We start from the raw sequence: 17,919 nt of genomic DNA, 5'->3' as shown, positions 1-17,919 counted from the left end.
GTCTTTTGCGTGGTGCTAAGATACAAGCAACAAGTTTCAAACGATTGAAATCATTTCAATCGTTTCAATGACTTAGCGTACCATTTCCGTCTCTATAAACTTCTGTTATCGGCGATCTGTAAGTTTGTTGCGGTGAACCGTGTTGTCCCGGGAGAACGAAATGATCGAAAGACTTGAAGATATCGCAGTGCGTATGGTGAACGAAGGAAGGGGCCTTCTCGCCGCTGACGAGTCGACCTCGACCATCAAGAAACGCTTCGACACTATCGACCTCGTTTCGACAGAGACGAGCCGCCGCGATTACCGCGAAATGCTTTTCCGGGCTGATGAGGCGATGAGGAAGTACATCTCCGGCGTCATTCTGTACGAGGAAACCCTCTTCCAGAAGGCGGCCGATGGCACTCCCTTCGTCGATATCATCAAGGCCGCCGGCAGCATCCCCGGCATCAAGGTCGATATCGGCGCCAAGCCGATGGCCTACTACCCCGGCGAAACCATCACCGAAGGCCTCGATGGCCTCGCCGATCGCCTTGCAAAGTATTACGAGGCCGGAGCCCGCTTCGCCAAGTGGCGCGGCGTGATCGCGATCTCCGGCGCCCTGCCGACGCTGGGCAGCGTCCGCGCCAATGCCCATGCGCTCGCCCGCTATGCAGCTCTCTGCCAGCAGGCGAATATCGTGCCGATCGTCGAGCCGGAATGCCTCATGGACGGCAAGCCCGGCGATCATACGATCGAGCGCTGTGCCGAGGTAACCGAGAACGTGCTGCGCATCGTCTTCGACGAACTCTACGACGCCCGCGTCAACCTCGAAGGCATGATCCTGAAGCCGAACATGGTGATCGACGGCAAGAACGCCCGCAAGGCATCCGTCGAGCAGGTGGCCGCACAGACCGTCAAGGTCCTGAAGGCGACCGTTCCTTCAGCGGTACCCGGCATCGCCTTCCTGTCCGGCGGCCAGTCCACCGAGGAAGCGACCGCCCACCTTTCCGCGATCAACTCCGGCTACGACCTGCCCTGGAAGGTCACCTTCTCCTATGGCCGCGCCCTGCAGGACAGCGCACTGAAGGCATGGAACGGCAAGCAGGAAAACGTTGCCGCCGGCCAGCGGGAATTCACCCATCGCGCCGAGATGAACAGTCTCGCTGCCAAGGGACGCTGGAAGAAGGACCTGGAAAAGGCGGCCTGATTCGGCTCTTCTCCAATCCGAAAGCGACAAGCCCGGCCAACCAGCCGGGCTTTCCTTTTGCGTCGTCAGCAGATCGAGCTAGAAGAATTCGCGGCCGAGGAGAGCGATCGTCCAGATCGCGAAGGCCGCAATCGAAATCTTCCAGAAATCCATGCGCCGCCGCAGGCCGAAAATACCGAGCGGCTTGATGATCTGGATCGCCATGGCGAGGATCAAGAACGCCGCTATGAACTTTGTCATGGCTTTTCCTTCAGTTTGCGGCAATGTCATAGGACGGACATCTTTTCACGCCAAACGACAAATATTCCAAGCCGATAACGGCAATCCAAGACGCAATCAACATCGAAAGTCCGGCGGAGATGCCATCCCGCCCAGGCCATCTTTAAGCCCAAACAGCTGAGACCGGGGAAATGAGAAGAAATCTGCTGTCCGTCCTTGCCCTCCTCTTCGGTACGCTTTTCCTCTTCATGGGCAACGGTCTGCACGGCCTGCTTCTCCCGGTGCGCGGCACTGCCGAGGGATACGACACGACGACGCTCGGCCTCCTCGGTACGTCGTGGGCGACGGGTTTCGTCATCGGCTGCCTGATGGCGCCCAAGCTCGTGCGGCGCATCGGCCATGTGCGGGCCTTCAGCGGCTTCATTTCCATCATTGCGATCATCGCGCTTTTGACCGGAATTATCGTCGACCCATTCTGGTGGGTGCTGTTGCGCGCTGTCACCGGCTTCTCCACGGCAGGCACCTCGATGATCATCGAGAGCTGGCTGAACGAGCGCGCCACGAACGAAAGCCGAGGGGCGATCTTCTCCCTCTATATCGGCATTACCCTGCTTGGCGTCGTCGCCGGCCAGATGACGGTGCCGCTCGCCGACATACACACCCCACTGCTCTTCATGATCTGCGGCATATTCTATTGCGTGGCGATGCTGCCTACGACGCTATCGACCGCCGCCTCACCCCAGCCGCTCAAGGCGGTCCGGCTTGACCTGCCGGCTCTCTATCGCAATTCGCCCGTCTCGTGCCTCGGCATCCTTCTCGTCGGCATCGCTAACGGCGCCTACGGCACGCTGGGTGCCGTCTTCGGGGCCGGCGCTGGCCTCTCCGAGACCAATATCGCTATCATGATGAGTGCCACGATCTTTGCGGGCGCCGTCATGCAGCTTCCCGCCGGCCGCCTTTCGGACCGAATCGACCGCCGCCACGTGCTCGCGGGCCTTTCCGGCGTCGCGGCGTTCGCCGGCCTGCTGATTTTCCTGCTTCACCCGTCGTCGCCGCCTTACCTGATCGGGCTCGTCATCCTCTATGGCGCCGTTGCCAACACGCTCTACCCGATCACCGTGGCGCATGCGAACGACTTCGCGTCCGCCGAAGACTTCGTGAAGGTATCGGGCGGGCTGCTGCTGCTCTACGGCATAGGCACGATCATCGGGCCGACGCTCAGCGGTCCGATCATGACCCTGACCGGCCCGCATTCCCTCTTCTTCGTCACAGCCGTCGCGCATCTGTTGATCACGGCCTACGCTATATTCCGCAGCCGCCAGCGTGCCGCCATCCCTGTCGGGGACCGCGACGCCTACACCACGATCCCGACTACAAATACCCAGATGATCACCCCGGAAAGCATGTCGCTCGCCTCGCGGACGGGCACTCTTCCGGAAACGGGCGATCCTGCTGTAAAATATAGCTGACGCGCCCGTCACCCCGGCGGCGCCTGAGAGCCACGCGGAGGATGACGGATGAGTTTCGTTGAAGACGATCAACCGAAAAAACCTGCTGCCCATGAACTGGGCAGCGACCTGACGCTGCTGTCGATCGAGGAATTGAAGGACAGGATCGCGCTCCTTCAGGACGAAATCTCGCGCCTTGAAGCTGAGTGCGAACGAAAGGCTTCGGGGCGGCAGGCGGCGGAGAAGCTCTTCCGGTTCTGACTGCGGCAAGACGGGAATAGTGTAGCGGCAGGCCTGCCGGGCGTGCGGCAGCGAGACAGTATTAACGGAACGTTAAGCTTTATAAGATATTACCTAACCCATCCAGAGCTCCTCTGGACTCAGACAGCTTCTCCTAGCGGTGAATTGGTCTGATTTTCTCCCTGTTTTACCTTGAGAGCCGCCTCTGCGGCTCTTCTTTTTTCTTGCCTTTGCAAGGATTTCACGAAACTGTGGAGATTAACCCTTTCTTAAGAAAGGGCTTGTGCGTTTCAGGTAATGATACGATCTTCGAGAGATAAGAACGGGCGCTGGAAACATCCTGCAGACCCGGGCGTTACCTGCCAAAGTGATGCGTAAAACAGGGATATCTGCATGTCGGAACTTGGATTGAATACGATCAGTTTTGCGGGACGGGCGGCCGCCTCCTCGCAGTTCAAGGCGTTGTATTCCGAGGGCATGTCGCTTGTGGAGGAAACGGCGAGCTACCTCGACGGCCAGGGCCGCGCAGCCTCGAAAGTGCTGCCGCGCATGGCCTCGGTGCTCTATGCCGCCGAATCCATGCGACTGACGACTCGTCTCATGCAGATGGCCTCGTGGCTGCTGCTGCAGCGAGCCGTCAACAATGGCGAAATGTCCCGCGACCAGGTGCTCGCCGAAAAGACCAAGGTGCGCCTCGACGGGTTCAACGTCGACCGCAATGCGCCCGGCTGGAACGACCTGCCGGAATCCTTCCGCGATCTGATCGAGCGCTCGCTGCGCCTGCAGAACCGCGTCGCGCTGCTCGACCGCGAGATCTACCGTCCTTCCGAAGCGCCGATCGTGCCGGACAACCAGAACAGCGTCCAGGCGCAGCTGAGCCTGCTGCAGACGGCCTTCAGCAATAACTGATTTTTAAACCGTGATCTTGAAAGCCGGTCGCGCAAGCTGCGCGGCCGGCTTTTGTTTTTGGGGGGGCGGTAAAGCGTGCCCTGCCCTATCGTGCTCGCGCCCGGTCGGCCGTATCCCATCTTGAACGAGAGTTCAGGCGCCTTTCAAGGCAACAAAAAAGCCCGGCCAAAGCCGGGCTTTTGCAAATCCTGCCGAAGTGCAGAGCGATTAGAGGCCGAGGCCGCCGAAACGCTTGTTGAACTTGGAGAGACGGCCGCCGCGGTCCATGAGCTGCTGGTTGCCGCCGGTCCAGGCCGGATGGGACTTGGAATCGATTTCGAGGTTCATGACTGCGCCTTCGGAACCCCAGGTCGAGCGGGTTTCGTATTCGGTGCCATCGGTCATGACCACCTTGATCATGTGATATTCGGGATGGATGCCTGCCTTCATAACAATCTTCCTGCGGTGCCCGGGCTCGTTTTGTCGCAAGCCATTGCGAGAAACGGAGCGATTTAATAAATGAAGCCGCAGTCCGCTTAAGGCTACGGCTTCCCATTAGGATGCGGTGCCTATACATGAAGGTCGCAAGGATAACAAGAGCCAACAGGCCGCGCACAAGCAGGCCTGCAGGGATTGGAGACGATTTGTCAGAGACGGTACAGGCCGGCGCGGAGAGAAGAAACTCCATAAGACCGCTGGCAAGACTTACCCCCTATATCGGACGATACAAGGGGATGGTAACGGGGGCGCTGATTTCGCTTGCCCTGGCCGCCATCACCTCCCTTGCCCTGCCGCTCGCCGTCCGTCGCATGATCGATCACGGCTTCAGCCGTGCCGACAGCGGCTTCATCAATAGCTACTTCGTCATGTTGCTGATCATGGCCGTCGTCCTCGCGGTCGCGAGCGCACTTCGCTACTACTTCGTCATCACGCTCGGCGAGCGCATCGTCGCCGACCTCCGGCGCGACGTCTTTGCGCATGTGACTCGGCTTTCCCCCTCCTTCTTCGACGTCAACCAGTCGGGCGAGATCCTCTCCCGCCTGACGGCGGACACGACGCAGATCAAGTCGGCGGTTGGCGCCACTGCGTCCGTGGCGCTGCGCAACCTCATTCTCTGTCTGGGTGCCGTCGGTATGATGGTCGTCACCAGCCCCAAGCTTTCAAGCATCGCGCTCGGGGCGATCCCGCTGATCGTCTTTCCGCTCGTCGCCTTCGGCCGCTCGGTTCGCCGGCGTTCGCGGGCGGCGCAGGATACGCTCGCCGAGGCTTCGGCATTTGCCAACGAGACGATTGCCGCGACGCGCACGGTACAGTCCTTCAACGGCGAGGCTGCGGCCGCAGCGCGCTACAGCGGCGCTGTCGAGGAAGCCTATGGCGCCGCACGCGCGGCCACCCGCTCGCGCTCGCTGCTGACCGGCCTTGCGATCACGCTCATCTTCGGCAGCGTCGTCCTCGTCCTGTGGGTCGGCGCCCAGAACGTTCTTGCGGGAACGCTTTCGGCCGGCACGCTCGGCCAGTTCCTGCTCTATTCGGTGATCGCCGCGGGCTCGCTGGGAGCGCTCTCTGAGGTCTGGGGCGAGCTTTCGCAGGCCGCCGGTGCCGCCGAGAGGCTGACCGAGCTCTTGAACGAAACGTCTCCCGTCGCCGCTCCCGCTGCACCGGTCTCGATGCCGAAGCCGGCACGGGGCAGCGTCGAGTTTTCCGACGTGCACTTCGCCTATCCCTCGCGGCCCGACAGGTCCGCCCTGCACGGGCTTTCCTTCGCCATTTCGCCGGGCGAGACGGTGGCGATCGTCGGCCCGTCCGGCGCCGGCAAGAGCACCGTTTTCTCCCTGCTCCTGCGCTTCTACGATCCCCAGAAGGGCACAGTGCGGATCGATGGCGTGGACGCAAAGGCGACGACACCCGACGAACTGCGCGCGCACACGGCCATCGTGCCACAGGATGTGACCATCTTCGCCGCTTCCATTCACGACAACATCGCCTTCGGCAGGCCCGGCGCATCGCGCGAGGACGTTCGGGCCGCGGCCGTGGCCGCACAGGCCGACGAATTCATCGCGCGGCTGGAAAAGGGCTACGATACCCAGGTCGGGGAGCGCGGAGTGACGCTTTCGGGCGGGCAACGGCAGCGGATCGCTATCGCACGCGCGATCCTGAAGAATGCACCGATCCTCCTCCTCGACGAGGCGACCTCCGCGCTCGACGCCGAGAGCGAGACGCTGGTGCAGAAAGCCCTGGACGGGCTGATGGCCGAACGCACGACAATCGTCATTGCCCATCGCCTGGCGACCGTGCTGAAGGCCGACCGTATCCTCGTCCTCGATCACGGCCGTGTTGTCGAGGAAGGCACGCACCAGAACCTCGTCCGCCACGGCGGCCTCTACGCCAAGCTGGCAAGGCTGCAGTTCGAGACGGGCGTGCCGGAAAACTTGCATATAGTTCGTTAGTCGCCAGCGAGCTGCAAACCGAGAGCCCTCCTGAGGCAGTCACACTTGCCATTGGCGCCATGTCGGCGGATGGGATATATTTCACCCGAAAGTCCGGGGGAACTAACGTGTGGCATCGTGTTCTGCCACTCATGCTTGGGATATCTTTTGCCGCCGCGGCCGAAGTAAACGCGGAAGGCCTGCTGGACCATTGGTTCGATGATATGCTCAAGAATTTCGGCGACACGCTCGCCACGATCGATGGTGCCTCGCCCGATATATTTGGCGAACAGGAAAAGGCGACTCGCATCTTTGCTGCGCCCAACCAATATCCACCGAAGGACTACGCCGCATATGGAATCCTGGCGTTTCGCGCCAACGCGAGCGAAGCCGATGTGGCGTGGCATCTCGACATATGCAAGGCCTATGTTAGCGCCCTCCCCCTGAGCACGCCGAAGTCTGACAAGAGCAAACAGATGGTGACGGTCTGGCCAGTAAAGACAACCGTGACGGCAAACGCCCTCAACAAGCCGGCAGCAACCGACGTCTGCAAGAGCGCCGTGGAAAACTACGACCTCGATCTCGCTCAGAAGGCCATCCGCTCGGCGAGATTGCAAGGCAGGGAAATCGACGGCCGTGGACCGTTCCTGCTGGCCTGGTCGCCGACAGACAAGATCGGCTCCGATCAGGCGGTCATATTGATCGGAGATTTTTCGGATGCCACGACCTATGAGGAGAATCTGGCAATCATGACCCGATGGGCGGTCGACATCGAATCCGACCCTTCAATTTGGGACCCGCAGGGCTTTACGGCGGAGAAACTGCGACACAAGATAAAATCCATCGTCGACAGGTACGGAAGCTATATCGAGAAGGCATTCAAGGTGAAGGCGTCGTGATAGAAGCCCTTCTCAAGCTTGGCCTTCCTGTCGCCATCGCGGCCTTGCTCACCACCGTGGCCGTAGTCTGGATCGAGCCCGCAAGCTGGGGCGGGATGACGTTGATATTCTTTGTCCTGCTGGCTGCCTCCTACATTCTTATCAAGATCTTCGCCTGGGTCGCCGGCGCCTTCCGCTAGCGGCGTGACGACTAAAGTCTGAGCCAGCGCGCTGCCTCCTGCGGTTGCCTTCGGCGAGAACCGCCCTACCATCCAATGACGGCGCGGGAGGCGCCTGATGGGTTCTGTGGGAGGAAATACGAATGGCATTCTTGCATGTCACGAGGCGTGCCAGCCTCGCACTGGGGTTGGGTCTCTTCTCGGCGCTCGCTATTGGCGCGCCCGTGCTCGCGGCGGATTTTCCGGAACGACCGGTTACCCTCGTCGTACCCTTTGCCGCCGGCGGCTCGACCGACGTCGTCGCCCGCATCATTGCGCAGAAGATGTCGGAAGATCTCGGCCAGCAGGTCGTGGTGCAGAATGTAGCCGGCGCAGGCGGTAACCTCGGCGCCGACAATGTCGCGCGCGCTGCCCCTGATGGCTATACGATATTGATGGGAACGGTCGCGACCCATGCGCTCAATCCGCTGATCCTCAAGTCGACACCCTATGATCCGGAAAAGGACTTTGCGCCGGTCTCGCTTCTCGTCGTCGTGCCGAATGTGCTCGTGGTCAATCCGGAATTGCCGGCCAAGAACGTCGAGGAACTCCTTGCGCTTCTGAAGGCCTCGCCCGACCAGTACAGCTACGCCTCTTCCGGCAACGGCACGCCGCTTCACCTTTCCGGCGAACTCTTCAAGAGCATGGCCGGCGTCAGCATGCAGCACATTCCCTACAAGGGTGCCGGGCCGGCGCTCAACGATGTCATCGGCAATCAGGTGCCGATCATGTTCGACAACCTGCCCTCCTCCTCGGCTCACATCAAGGCAGGGACCCTGCGCGCCCTGGCGGTAACGACAAAGGAGCGGGCGCCCTCGTTCCCGGATGTTCCGACCATAGCAGAATCCGGCATTCCGGGCTACGAGACCTACACTTGGAACGCGCTCTTCGCTCCCGCCGGAACGCCGCCGGAAGTCGTCGCGCGGTTGAACGAATCGGCAAACAAAGCGCTGAAGGACCCGGCGGTGGCCGAGCGCATGAAGGAATTCAGCGCCACGATCGTCGGATCGACGCCAGAGGAATTGGGTGCGCATGTGAAGGCCGAGATCGTCAAATGGACGCCCGTGGTCCAGGGTGCAAACATCCAGATGGAATGAGCGGACGGCCGCTGCCACGGCGCTTGGCGAAGGCGGCGCAGACGTCCGCCGCCGCAGCTTTCGCCATGCATGCTCCTCGAAACCCGGAATATGAGCAACAATGGAAATATTGCACGCTTTGCTTTAGATTGTCGGCGCGGCTCAACGCGTTTTGATATCTGGGAGAAGGCAGATGTACAAATTCGAGATATACAAGGACAAGGCTGGCGAATTCCGCTTCCGCTTCAAAGCCTCGAACGGCGAGACCATGTTCTCGTCGGAAGGCTACAAGGCGAAGGCCTCGGCGGTGAGCGCCATAGAATCGATCAAGAAGAACGCTCCCGGCGCCACGACCGACGACCAGACGAAAGCCATCGCCTAGCCTCACAGGCAGGACAGTGGCAGGCCCAAACTCTCTGGATCACCTCACCCCCGCGACGGCAACCGCGCGCAGGACTTAAATTTCTTGCCGGGCGGTGTCGAAACCGCTCCCCTCCGGGACTCATTGTCATCGGAGCGGCTGCAATGCTGCCCACCGGGGCCGACTTGCTTGCCGCTTGCTGCGGCGTCAAGATGCGACGACGCGTCCGGGCAGACTTAACGATATCGGCAGGAGCTGACACATGGAATACGCCATTCTCGTCCGCGAATCCTCGGAGGATTTCGCAAGGCGCAACGACCCCGAATACAAGAACGGATGGGTCGCCTATACGCAGGCACTCATCCAGGCAGGTATCATGACCGGCGGAGCCGGATTGACCGCGCCCGAAACCGGCACCATCGTGCGCCGGCGCGGCGACGACCATGAGGTACAGGACGGCCCGTTTCCCGAAGGCAAGGAACAGCTCGGCGGGTTCTACCTGATCGAAGTGCCCGATCTCGACACCGCGCTCGAATGGGCGACGCGAGTGCCGATCTCCCGACAAGGCTCCGTCGAGGTCCGACCTCGCCTCGCCATGTGAGAGGGCACGTTGAACGATGACGCACGCCGTGCCGCTCAACGGGTGGCGCGGCAGTCCTACGGCAAGCTGATCGCCTTTCTTGCTGCCCGATGCCGCGACGTGCCGGCAGCCGAGGATGCATTGTCGGACGCCCTCGCGACCGCCCTGCGAGTCTGGCCGGAAAGAGGCATTCCCAACAATCCGGAAGCCTGGCTTCTCGTCGCTGCCCGGCGCAACCTTGGTCGCGAGATGCGGCGGCGAAGCGTCCGCACTGCAGCTCGCCAAACGATCATCCTGGCCATGGAAGAGGCGGAGGATCGCATGAACGAACCCGGCGGCGATGTCTTTCCCGATGAGCGGATCAAGCTGCTCTTCGCCTGCACCCATCCCGCCATCGCGAAATCTGCTCATACGCCGCTGATGCTCCAGACCGTATTGGGGCTCGATGCGCGCGCGATCGCTCGAGCCTTCGTCGTTTCGCCGGAAGCAATGAGCCAGCGACTGGTGCGCGCCAAGACAAAGATTCGCGAAGCCGGCATCCCTTTCAGCATTCCGGAGAGGCATGCACTGCTGGATCGCCTTGCGGGCGTGCTCTCCGCCATTTACGCCGCCTACGGTCTCGGTTGGGACGGGTTGGACGGCGAGGACAGCAAGCACAATGCCCTCTCCGAAGAAGCGATCTGGCTCAATCGCGCGCTGCTGGCGACCCTGCCCCAAGAGCCGGAGGCGGTCGGCCTTCTCTCGCTGATGCTCTATTGCGAGGCCCGGCGGATGAGCCGCCGGGATGGCGCGGGCAGCTATGTCCCTCTCGACGAACAGGATACGCGCCTCTGGAATGCCTTCATGATTGCCGAGGCCGACGGCCTGCTGCGCAAGGCCGGCACGTTCGATCGCTTCGGCCCGTTCCAGTGCCAGGCTGCCATCCAGGCCGTCCATTCGGAACGGCGAACCAGCGGGACGACCAATTGGGAGGCGCTCGTAACCCTCTACAATGCGCTTGTCATGATGAAGCCGACGGTCGGTGCGCTGACAAGCCAAGCCGCCGTCATCGGCCGGGCGCACGGCGCGGCCGCCGGGCTCAGCTGTCTGGACCGGATCGATGAAAGGGAGATCGTAAGCTACCAGCCCTACTGGGCAGTCCGCGCCCACCTCCTTGCCGGGACCGGTGATCGCCAGGCAGTGGAAACGGCCTACAGGACGGCGATCGGGCTCAGCGAGAGCCCGCCCGTGCGGCGTTTTCTCTACGCCCGCATGCTCGGAGCGCGGCAGCCGGCCGCAACGTGATCACTTTTCAGTCAGCTTCAGCTCGATGCGCCGGTTGGCCGCGCGCGCTTCCGGCGTGTCTCCGGGGGCGAGCGGCTGATATTCACCGAAACCGGCCGCCACCAGCCGGTCGGCCGGTACGCCCTGGGAAATCAGAAACTTGACCACGGAAATCGCGCGCGCCGCGGAAAGCTGCCAATTGTCGGCGTAGCGGCCGGTGCCGGCGAGCGGCACGTTATCCGTATGTCCGTCAACGCGCAGGACCCAGTTGATCTCCGAGGGAATCTCCTTCGAAAGGTCGAGAAGCGCTGCTGCAAGCTTTGCCATCTCGGCCTGGCCTTGTGGATTGAGATCTGCCGCGCCGGAGGAGAAAAGCACTTCCGACTGGAAGACGAAACGATCGCCGACGATGCGAATATTGTCGCGATCGGAAAGAATCTCCCGCAGGCGGCCGAAGAAATCTGACCTGTAGCGGTTGAGCTCCTGCACCCGCTGCGCCAGTGCGACGTTGAGCCGTCGGCCGAGATCGGCGATCTTGGTCTGGGACGACTGGTCCTTTGCCTCGGAGGCCTGCAGGGCGTCCTCGACGGCAGCGATCTGGTTTCGCAGAGCCGCGATCTGCTGGTTCAGCAGTTCCACCTGGCTGAGCGCCCGCGTGCTGATGTCCTTCTGCTCGTCGAGTTCCTGCGTCAGAGTGCCGACACGCTGTTGCGCGGCCTGGGAATTGCCCGCGCCCGAATCCAGCAGCGCCTGCAGGCGCGACCTCTCGTTTTCGGAGGTCGCGAGCGACGCCTGCAGGTTGGCAAGCGAATCCTCCATGTCCTGATTTGAGCCCTTCTCGAGCGCGAGAAGCTGCGTCAGCTCGTTGATCTGGCCGTTGAGGCGGGTCAGCACATCATCCCGGCCTGAAATCTCGCGGCTGAGGATGAATTGCCCGACGACGAAGACCGTAAGCAGGAACATGATGGCCATCAGCAGCGTCGACAGCGCGTCGACGAAGCCTGGCCAATAGTCTACCGTGCGCTGGCTACGGCGATTGCGTGCAAGCGCCATATCTACATGTCCCCGCCTCTGTCACTGCCCGCCTTCTCATGCGCGTTTCCGCGCTCGTGCCCGCCGATCCTCTCGCTGAGCCGATCAAGCGTGCGACGCATGGCCTTTGCTTCGTCCTGCTGGGCCTCGATCCAGTCGCGCAGCATCTGCTGCTCGTTGCGCATGTTCTTGACAAGTCCCTGGATGCCTTCGGCAAGGCTCGCCATGGCCGCGACAGAGCGCTGGCTGCTGCCGTCTTCCGTCGCCCTGCGCAGATAGTCGCTGAGTGTACGCATATCCTCGGAAGAAGCCCCGTTGACCGCCTCGATCGGCGAAGCAACCTCGGATCCCACGTCCGTCACGGAAGAAAGCCAGTTCTCGAGCTCGGTATAGAAGCGGTTCTGCGCACGGCCGGCCTGCAGGTCCAGGAAGCCGAGGATCAGCGACCCGGAAAGGCCGAGCAGCGAAGACGAGAACGCCGTGCCCATGCCGGCAAGCGGCCCGGAAAGACCTTCCTTGAGGGCCCCGAGCACGTCCGCGCTGTTGCCTGAACTGACATCGAGCGACTGGATGACGGCATTGATGGAGCCGATCGTTCCGATCAGGCCCCAGAAGGTGCCGAGCAGGCCGAGGAAAACGAGCAGGCCGATCAGATAGCGCGAAGTGTCACGGGATTCGTCAAGGCGGGTCGCAATCGAATCAAGGATCGAACGCAGCGCAGTGGTCGAAAGCGCCTTCGAGCGGCGGCTGCCGAGGAGTGCACGCATCGGTGCAAGCAGCCGGGGATCGCGGCCGACCTTCTCGGCGCTGCCCACGGCGCGGAAGGAATTGAACCAGCGCACCTCGGGGCGAAGAGCCAGCACATGATTGAAAACAAGGATGATGCCGACGCCGAGAACGCCGAGGATGAGGCCGTTGAGGCCAGGATTGTGCATGAAGGCCTGTTCGGCCTGCCGAAACAGAATGGCGGCAATGAAGGCGACGATGATCAGGAAGATAATCATCGTCCAGAGGAACGCCATCGGACTGGAAAGCTTGTAGTCGTAATTGCCAGGCGAACCGTCTGTCGATCCCAGATCCGCCAGCTTCACATTTTCCATAGGCTCCTCACCCTCCGGATCCGTTGCAGGCGGAGACTAGATCAACATTGTGCCGAATTGAAGTACGCCGCGGCACAAAACCGTGGCTTTACAACAGAGAGTTTCAGAACGCGGCCCGCTTGAGCGAAGACACGCGACCGGCTTACTTCCCCGGCACTGGCCGCTTTACCGTCTCCAGCAGCGCCTTGTGGATATGTTCGTTGCCGGCAACGACGGCACCAGTGTCAAGCATGGCGGTGCCACCGTCCCAATCGGTAACGAAGCCGCCAGCCTCGCGGATGAGGAGGATGCCGGCAGCGATATCCCATGCGGAGAGCGCCGTTTCCCAGAAACCGTCGAAGCGGCCTGCGGCCACATAGGCAAGGTCGAGCGCTGCGGCGCCCATGCGGCGGATGCCGGCGACCTCGCCCATGACATGGCGCAGCTCCACGAGGAACTTGCCGTGATTGCCGCGGCCGAGATGAGGCACGCCACAGCCGATGACCGAATCCGAGAGCACCTTTCGCGAGGCAACGCGCAGGCGGCGATCGTTCAGGAAGGCGCCGCCACCCCGCTCCGCCGTGTAGAGTTCGTCCGTCGCGGGATTGAAGATGACGGCGGCGACAATCTCGCCGTTGCGCTCCAATGCGATCGAAACGGCAAACTGCGGAATCCCGTGCAGGAAGTTGGTCGTGCCGTCGAGCGGATCGACGATCCAGCGGTGCGCACCGTCGGTTCCCTTGATCTCTTCGCTCTCCTCGCCGAGAAAGCCATAGGTCGGGCGGGCCTTCAAAAGCTCATCCTTGACGATCTTCTCGGCCTTGCGATCGGCCTGCGAGACGAAATCGCCAGGTCCCTTGACCGAAACCTGCAGGTTCTGGACTTCCCCGAAATCGCGCGAAAGCGACTTGCCTGCCTTGAGGGCAGCCTGAACCATGACGTTGAGAAGGGCAGAACGGGCCATGTGGCGGTTTCCTTGGGTAAGTCGCGATGCGCTCTCAGGGCTAAATGCGTCCCTGAACGCCTCAAAGGGCAGCGCTCTTTGGATTGGCGGCCTCAAGACCACAAAATCGCGGAAATTTCAAGCGTAACACGACATGGCTGCTTTGCAGGAGCGCATGCCTGAAAATTATTCTGGACAGATTAGTCCGGAATATGTATATGGGTGGCCATGGCAAGACCAAAGGAATTCGACCGCGATACCGCGTTGCAGGCAGCCATCGAGCTGTTCTGCGAACATGGCTACGAAGGCACGTCGACAGAGCAACTGCTCTCGGCCATGAAGATCAGCCGGCAGAGCATGTACGACACGTTCGGCGACAAGCGCAGCCTCTATCTGGCGGCACTCGACCGTTACAACACGGAAAGCGTCTCTCGGCTGGTTGCCGACCTGAAGCGGGCTGCGCCGCCGCTGAAGGCGCTCGAGGAAACCTTGCTTGCCTTTGCCGACCGGCCCGAAACGGCAGCCGGTAAGGGCTGCCTCGGGGTCAGTGCGGTCTGCGAGTTCGGCCGCGCCGACGGCGAGGTCGCCGGGCTGACGGACAAAGCCGGGCGCATACTTGCCTCTGCACTCGAGTCGATCCTCGAAGCAGGCAGGAAAAGCGGCGACATCGGCGCAGACGTCGATATTGCCGAGGCGGTCCAATTCCTGGGCTCCAGCCTCTCAGGGATGAAGGTGAGCGCGCGCGGCGGCACGCCCCATGAAACCCTTCGCGGCATCGCCCGAATGGCAATCCGCAGCCTTCGCTGAAGACAACCATTCGAATGCGGCTTTCGCTTGCACAATTCTAGACTAATCGATCCAAAAACAAAGAAGGAATTCCCCATGTCTGAACGTCTTTCCGGCAAGGTCGCGCTAGTGACCGGTGGCTCCCGCGGCATCGGTGCCGCGATCGTGCGCCGCTTCAGTGCCGAGGGTGCCGCAGTCGCCTTCACTTATTCGGCCTCTGCTCAGAAGGCAGAGGAGATCACGGCCGAAATAAAAGCGGCAGGCGGCCGGGCGCTTGCGATCAGGGCCGACAGCGGCAACGTTTCGGAAGTGCAGCAGGCGGTCGCAGAGACCATCGCCGCCTTCGGTCGGCTCGACATCCTCGTCAACAATGCCGGAATACAGATATACGGGGATGTGGCGGAGTTTCCGATCGAGGATTTCGACCGGATGTTCGCGGTCAATGTCCGGGCGGCTTTTGTCGCAGCCCAGTCGGCTGTTCGCCACATGGGCGACGGCGGCCGCATCATCACGATCGGCAGCGTCACCGGCGACCGCGCCGGCTTCCCGACCGCTTCGGTCTACAGCATGACGAAAGGTGCGGTCGCCGCCATGACCCGCGGACTTGCGCGTGACCTCGGTCCGCGCGGCATCACCGTCAACAACATCCAGCCGGGCCCGACCGCGACGGATATGAATGCCGGCCAGGAAAAGCAAGATTTCCTCAAAACGCTGTTGCCGGTCGGCCGCCTGGGTACCGACAGCGAAATCGCAGGCCTCGCCGCATATCTCGCGAGCCCCGAGGCGAGTTTCGTTACCGGCGCCAGCCTGACAATCGACGGCGGCTACCTGGCATAGCCGAGAATCTCAAGACCTTGCCTGCATGAGGAGGACCTCGCGCGCGATCTGGTCGAGCGGAAGAATTCGCTCGACGCCGCCGCGTGCGATTGCCTCTTTCGGCATGCCGAAGACGATCGAGCTCGCCTCGTCCTGTGCGACCGTATAGGCGCCGGCCTGCTTCATTTCCAGCATGCCGCGTGCGCCGTCGTCTCCCATTCCGGTCATGATGACGCCCATCGCATTGGCGCCGGCCGCGCGCGCGGCCGAACGGAAGAGCACATCGACGGACGGGCGGTGGCGCGACACGAGCGGACCTGTCTTTACCGAGACGTGATACCGCGCACCCTGCCTCTCGAGCAGCATGTGCCTGTCGCCTGGAGCGATCAGGACATGCCCGCGCAGCACCGGATCGCCGTCCGCGGCCTCCTTGACCTCTACCTCGCAAAGCCCGTTCAGACGCTTGGCGAAGGCGGCGGTGAACTTCTCCGGCATGTGCTGCACGATGACCATGCCGGGCGCATTGGCAGGCAGGGCCTCGAGCATCTCGCGGAGGGCTTCCGTGCCACCGGTCGATGCGCCGACGCAGACGACCATCTCGGTCGTCTTCGCCATGGCGCGGCCGCTGGGCGGCGGTAGCATTGCGTCCGCCGTCAGCTTCTTTGCGGGACCCGCTGCCGAGGCCGACCGTGCCTCGGAGCGCCGCACGCTTGGCAGCCGCGCATGCGAGGCGCTCTTGACGACCTCGCGAATCCGGATCGCGTCGTCCGCAAGACTGTCGGCGGCGCCGATCTTGGCCTTGAGGATGACGTCGACCGCGCCGGCTTCGAGCGCCTGCAGCAGGGTCTCGGAACCGGCCTCGGTCAGCGACGAGCACATGACGACGGGGATCGGCCGCTGCAGCATGAGCTTGCGCAGGAAGGTGATGCCATCCATGCGCGGCATCTCGACATCGAGCGTGATGACATCCGGAACCTCCTCCTGGATCTTGCGCGCCGCCATGAAGGGATCGGAGGCGGCACCCATCACCTCGATCTCCGGATCGGCCTCGAGTACCGCCGCCAGGGTCTGGCGGACGCTCGCCGAGTCGTCGATGATGAGGACGCGGATTTTCTTTGCCATGGCCTACCCCTCAGACGCGTCGGAAGACTGTGTTGGAAACCTGCTTCAGCGGCAGGTCGAAGCCGGTGATCGATTCCGAATGCCCGATGAAGATGAAGCCGCCCGGCAGCAGGCAATCGCACAGCCGCGACAGCACATTCGCCTGCGTGGGCTTGTCGAAATAGATGAGCACGTTGCGGCAGAAGATAAGGTGCATGGCATCACCGACGGGATATCGGTCGTCCATGAGGTTCAGCCTCGCAAAGCCGATCCTGGATCGCAGGCGCGGCGATATGCGCACGTCTCGCCGTCCGTGCTGTTTGGCCGCCATGACATATTTGTGCCTGAGATCCACCGGGACAGGGGCCACGAGATCGTCTGCGTAGATGCCGCGCCGGGCCGCCTGCAGGACGTCGGTGCTTAGGTCCGTGGCGAGGATCGAATACTGGACGTCACTCCGCTCCTCTACGAATTCCTCCAGCACCATCGCCATCGTGTAGGGCTCGGCTCCCGTCGAGCAGGCGGCACTCCACGCCCTTAGCCTGCGGTGGCCGGTCTCGACGAGATGGGGAAGTGCCGTCTCGCGCATGAAGTCGAAGTGCTTGGCCTCCCGGAAGAAGTCGGTCTTGTTCGTGGTGACCGCATCGATCAGGTGCACGACCTCCTGTTCCAGCCCATCCTCGTTGAACAGGAAGTTGCAGTAGGCATCGAAGGAGGGAATGCTGGTCGCCCGCAGGCGCCTGCGCAGGCGCCCTTCGAGCATGGTGAGCTTGGTCGGCGGCATCTTGATGCCGCTGTAGTCATAGATGAAGGCTGCAAGGCGATCGAAATTACGCTTGCTGATGCGGTCGTTGAGAGACTGGCTCTCCTGCAAACTCATGAGCGCACGTCCCGGATCATGCCGCCGCCGGCGATTGCAACATCGACGCATCCTCGCGCGAAAGCAGCCGCGCGAGATCGACGATCACCACGAAGCCATCCTCGCGCCGGACGACGCCGGCTATATAGTCCGAACGCCACCGCACCCCGATGTCCGGCGCGGCCTCGATCTGGTCGTGGCGGAACGGCGTGACCTCGAAGACGCGGTCCGCGACGAGGCCAAGCGTGAGCACGCGGTTCTCCATCGGAATGTCGAGCACAAGCACCCGCGTATGCGGCGTGGGAACGGTCTTTGAAAGACCGAGCTTCAGCCGCAGGTCGATCGTGGGAACACCCTGGCCGCGAACATTGCGGAGGCCGAGAAGGTAATCGGGGCCGTTCGGGATCTTGAAGGCCTCGGCATAATCCAGGATTTCCCGGACCACCTCGACCGACACCGCAAAGATCTCTTCGCCCAGGCTGAAGGTGACGAACTGGGATTCGTGGGAGATTGCCGCCAT

21 protein-coding genes are annotated in these 17,919 nt (G+C 62.1%); 13 read left to right on the top strand and 8 right to left on the bottom strand.

Going from position 1 to position 17,919, the window contains the following annotated elements:
- Positions 1-160 precede the first annotated feature (160 nt).
- Positions 161-1,186 (top strand): class I fructose-bisphosphate aldolase, encoded by a 1,026-nt coding sequence (locus tag EV286_RS22350; protein WP_132959361.1) that lies wholly within the window; start codon positions 161-163, stop codon positions 1,184-1,186.
- 78 nt (positions 1,187-1,264) lie between these two features.
- On the opposite strand, the gene EV286_RS32080 is transcribed toward EV286_RS22350, so the two are convergent.
- Positions 1,265-1,426 carry a hypothetical protein gene (locus EV286_RS32080; RefSeq protein ID WP_165932911.1) on the bottom strand — a complete coding sequence of 54 codons (162 nt, stop codon included), beginning with the start codon at positions 1,424-1,426 and terminating at the stop codon, positions 1,265-1,267.
- A 170-nt stretch (positions 1,427-1,596) separates the two neighbouring features.
- On the opposite strand from EV286_RS32080, the gene EV286_RS22345 reads away from it, so the two are divergent.
- From EV286_RS22345 to EV286_RS22335, 3 genes are all read left to right on the top strand, one after another.
- Positions 1,597-2,874 carry an MFS transporter gene (locus EV286_RS22345; RefSeq protein ID WP_132959360.1) on the top strand — a complete coding sequence of 426 codons (1,278 nt, stop codon included), beginning with the start codon at positions 1,597-1,599 and terminating at the stop codon, positions 2,872-2,874.
- Between the two features lie 48 nt (positions 2,875-2,922).
- On the top strand, positions 2,923-3,114 hold the full coding sequence (locus EV286_RS22340) for a DUF1192 domain-containing protein (protein ID WP_132959359.1): 192 nt from the start codon (positions 2,923-2,925) through the stop codon (positions 3,112-3,114).
- 372 nt (positions 3,115-3,486) lie between these two features.
- Positions 3,487-4,002: a DUF1465 family protein gene (locus tag EV286_RS22335; RefSeq protein ID WP_132959358.1), complete on the top strand. Its 516-nt coding sequence runs from the start codon at positions 3,487-3,489 to the stop codon at positions 4,000-4,002.
- A 207-nt stretch (positions 4,003-4,209) separates the two neighbouring features.
- Here the strand turns inward: EV286_RS22335 and rpmE are convergent, their stop codons facing one another.
- Positions 4,210-4,431, bottom strand: coding sequence for a 50S ribosomal protein L31 (gene rpmE / locus EV286_RS22330; protein WP_132959357.1), 222 nt, complete (start codon positions 4,429-4,431; stop codon positions 4,210-4,212).
- Between the two features lie 194 nt (positions 4,432-4,625).
- Here rpmE and EV286_RS22325 point away from each other — a divergent pair, with 194 nt between their 5' ends.
- The 7 genes from EV286_RS22325 to EV286_RS22295 all read left to right on the top strand — a co-directional run bounded on the left by EV286_RS22325 (position 4,626) and on the right by EV286_RS22295 (position 10,804).
- Entirely contained in the window at positions 4,626-6,428 is a 1,803-nt protein-coding gene (locus EV286_RS22325) for an ABC transporter transmembrane domain-containing protein (RefSeq protein WP_132959356.1), read from the top strand.
- 107 nt (positions 6,429-6,535) lie between these two features.
- Positions 6,536-7,306 (top strand): hypothetical protein, encoded by a 771-nt coding sequence (locus EV286_RS22320; RefSeq protein WP_132959355.1) that lies wholly within the window; start codon positions 6,536-6,538, stop codon positions 7,304-7,306.
- A complete protein-coding gene (locus tag EV286_RS22315) occupies positions 7,303-7,485 on the top strand; it encodes a hypothetical protein (RefSeq protein ID WP_132959354.1) in 183 nt (60 codons plus the stop codon). Before EV286_RS22320 ends, EV286_RS22315 begins: the two co-directional genes overlap by 4 nt.
- A 122-nt stretch (positions 7,486-7,607) precedes the next feature.
- Entirely contained in the window at positions 7,608-8,600 is a 993-nt protein-coding gene (locus tag EV286_RS22310) for a tripartite tricarboxylate transporter substrate binding protein (protein WP_132959353.1), read from the top strand.
- Between the two features lie 172 nt (positions 8,601-8,772).
- Entirely contained in the window at positions 8,773-8,961 is a 189-nt protein-coding gene (locus tag EV286_RS22305; RefSeq protein ID WP_132959352.1) for a YegP family protein, read from the top strand.
- A gap of 241 nt (positions 8,962-9,202) precedes the next feature.
- Positions 9,203-9,541: a YciI family protein gene (locus tag EV286_RS22300; RefSeq protein WP_132959351.1), complete on the top strand. Its 339-nt coding sequence runs from the start codon at positions 9,203-9,205 to the stop codon at positions 9,539-9,541.
- 9 nt (positions 9,542-9,550) lie between these two features.
- Complete coding sequence (locus EV286_RS22295; protein ID WP_132959350.1) at positions 9,551-10,804, top strand: DUF6596 domain-containing protein; 1,254 nt, start codon at positions 9,551-9,553, stop codon at positions 10,802-10,804.
- Here the strand turns inward: EV286_RS22295 and EV286_RS22290 are convergent, their stop codons facing one another.
- From EV286_RS22290 to EV286_RS22280, 3 genes are all read right to left on the bottom strand, one after another.
- A complete protein-coding gene (locus tag EV286_RS22290) occupies positions 10,805-11,836 on the bottom strand; it encodes a peptidoglycan -binding protein (RefSeq protein ID WP_132959349.1) in 1,032 nt (343 codons plus the stop codon).
- A 2-nt stretch (positions 11,837-11,838) separates the two neighbouring features.
- Positions 11,839-12,915 (bottom strand): MotA/TolQ/ExbB proton channel family protein, encoded by a 1,077-nt coding sequence (locus EV286_RS22285; protein WP_132959348.1) that lies wholly within the window; start codon positions 12,913-12,915, stop codon positions 11,839-11,841.
- A 142-nt stretch (positions 12,916-13,057) separates the two neighbouring features.
- Positions 13,058-13,858 carry an inositol monophosphatase family protein gene (locus EV286_RS22280; RefSeq protein ID WP_132959347.1) on the bottom strand — a complete coding sequence of 267 codons (801 nt, stop codon included), beginning with the start codon at positions 13,856-13,858 and terminating at the stop codon, positions 13,058-13,060.
- Between the two features lie 207 nt (positions 13,859-14,065).
- Between EV286_RS22280 and EV286_RS22275 the strand changes: the two genes are divergently transcribed.
- Positions 14,066-14,644, top strand: coding sequence for a TetR/AcrR family transcriptional regulator (locus EV286_RS22275; protein WP_132959346.1), 579 nt, complete (start codon positions 14,066-14,068; stop codon positions 14,642-14,644).
- A 75-nt stretch (positions 14,645-14,719) separates the two neighbouring features.
- On the top strand, positions 14,720-15,460 hold the full coding sequence (locus EV286_RS22270; protein ID WP_132959345.1) for a 3-oxoacyl-ACP reductase family protein: 741 nt from the start codon (positions 14,720-14,722) through the stop codon (positions 15,458-15,460).
- Between the two features lie 9 nt (positions 15,461-15,469).
- Here EV286_RS22270 and EV286_RS22265 read toward each other — a convergent pair whose 3' ends face one another.
- Genes EV286_RS22265 through EV286_RS22255 form a run of 3 tightly spaced genes read right to left on the bottom strand, consistent with a single transcriptional unit; the run spans position 15,470 to position 17,919 of the window.
- Positions 15,470-16,561, bottom strand: coding sequence for a chemotaxis response regulator protein-glutamate methylesterase (locus EV286_RS22265; RefSeq protein ID WP_132959344.1), 1,092 nt, complete (start codon positions 16,559-16,561; stop codon positions 15,470-15,472).
- A 10-nt stretch (positions 16,562-16,571) separates the two neighbouring features.
- Entirely contained in the window at positions 16,572-17,420 is an 849-nt protein-coding gene (locus tag EV286_RS22260; protein WP_132959343.1) for a protein-glutamate O-methyltransferase CheR, read from the bottom strand.
- Positions 17,421-17,436: 16 nt separating this feature from the next.
- Positions 17,437-17,919 (bottom strand): chemotaxis protein CheW, encoded by a 483-nt coding sequence (locus tag EV286_RS22255; RefSeq protein ID WP_132959342.1) that lies wholly within the window; start codon positions 17,917-17,919, stop codon positions 17,437-17,439.

It is taken from the genome of Rhizobium sp. BK251 (assembly GCF_004345245.1).
Classification (GTDB): Bacteria; Pseudomonadota; Alphaproteobacteria; order Rhizobiales; family Rhizobiaceae; genus Rhizobium.
This window is presented reverse-complemented; position numbering and strand designations above follow the sequence as displayed.

Coding starts and splice junctions, on each gene's coding strand:
- EV286_RS22350 (WP_132959361.1), top strand. CDS start 161: ATGATCGAAAGACTTGAAGATATCGCAGTGCGTATGGTGAACGAAGGA.
- EV286_RS32080 (WP_165932911.1), bottom strand. CDS start 1,426: ATGACAAAGTTCATAGCGGCGTTCTTGATCCTCGCCATGGCGATCCAG.
- EV286_RS22345 (WP_132959360.1), top strand. CDS start 1,597: ATGAGAAGAAATCTGCTGTCCGTCCTTGCCCTCCTCTTCGGTACGCTT.
- EV286_RS22340 (WP_132959359.1), top strand. CDS start 2,923: ATGAGTTTCGTTGAAGACGATCAACCGAAAAAACCTGCTGCCCATGAA.
- EV286_RS22335 (WP_132959358.1), top strand. CDS start 3,487: ATGTCGGAACTTGGATTGAATACGATCAGTTTTGCGGGACGGGCGGCC.
- rpmE (WP_132959357.1), bottom strand. CDS start 4,431: ATGAAGGCAGGCATCCATCCCGAATATCACATGATCAAGGTGGTCATG.
- EV286_RS22310 (WP_132959353.1), top strand. CDS start 7,608: ATGGCATTCTTGCATGTCACGAGGCGTGCCAGCCTCGCACTGGGGTTG.
- EV286_RS22305 (WP_132959352.1), top strand. CDS start 8,773: ATGTACAAATTCGAGATATACAAGGACAAGGCTGGCGAATTCCGCTTC.
- EV286_RS22300 (WP_132959351.1), top strand. CDS start 9,203: ATGGAATACGCCATTCTCGTCCGCGAATCCTCGGAGGATTTCGCAAGG.
- EV286_RS22290 (WP_132959349.1), bottom strand. CDS start 11,836: ATGGCGCTTGCACGCAATCGCCGTAGCCAGCGCACGGTAGACTATTGG.
- EV286_RS22285 (WP_132959348.1), bottom strand. CDS start 12,915: ATGGAAAATGTGAAGCTGGCGGATCTGGGATCGACAGACGGTTCGCCT.
- EV286_RS22280 (WP_132959347.1), bottom strand. CDS start 13,858: ATGGCCCGTTCTGCCCTTCTCAACGTCATGGTTCAGGCTGCCCTCAAG.
- EV286_RS22275 (WP_132959346.1), top strand. CDS start 14,066: ATGGCAAGACCAAAGGAATTCGACCGCGATACCGCGTTGCAGGCAGCC.
- EV286_RS22270 (WP_132959345.1), top strand. CDS start 14,720: ATGTCTGAACGTCTTTCCGGCAAGGTCGCGCTAGTGACCGGTGGCTCC.
- EV286_RS22265 (WP_132959344.1), bottom strand. CDS start 16,561: ATGGCAAAGAAAATCCGCGTCCTCATCATCGACGACTCGGCGAGCGTC.
- EV286_RS22260 (WP_132959343.1), bottom strand. CDS start 17,420: ATGAGTTTGCAGGAGAGCCAGTCTCTCAACGACCGCATCAGCAAGCGT.
- EV286_RS22255 (WP_132959342.1), bottom strand. CDS start 17,919: ATGGCGGCAATCTCCCACGAATCCCAGTTCGTCACCTTCAGCCTGGGC.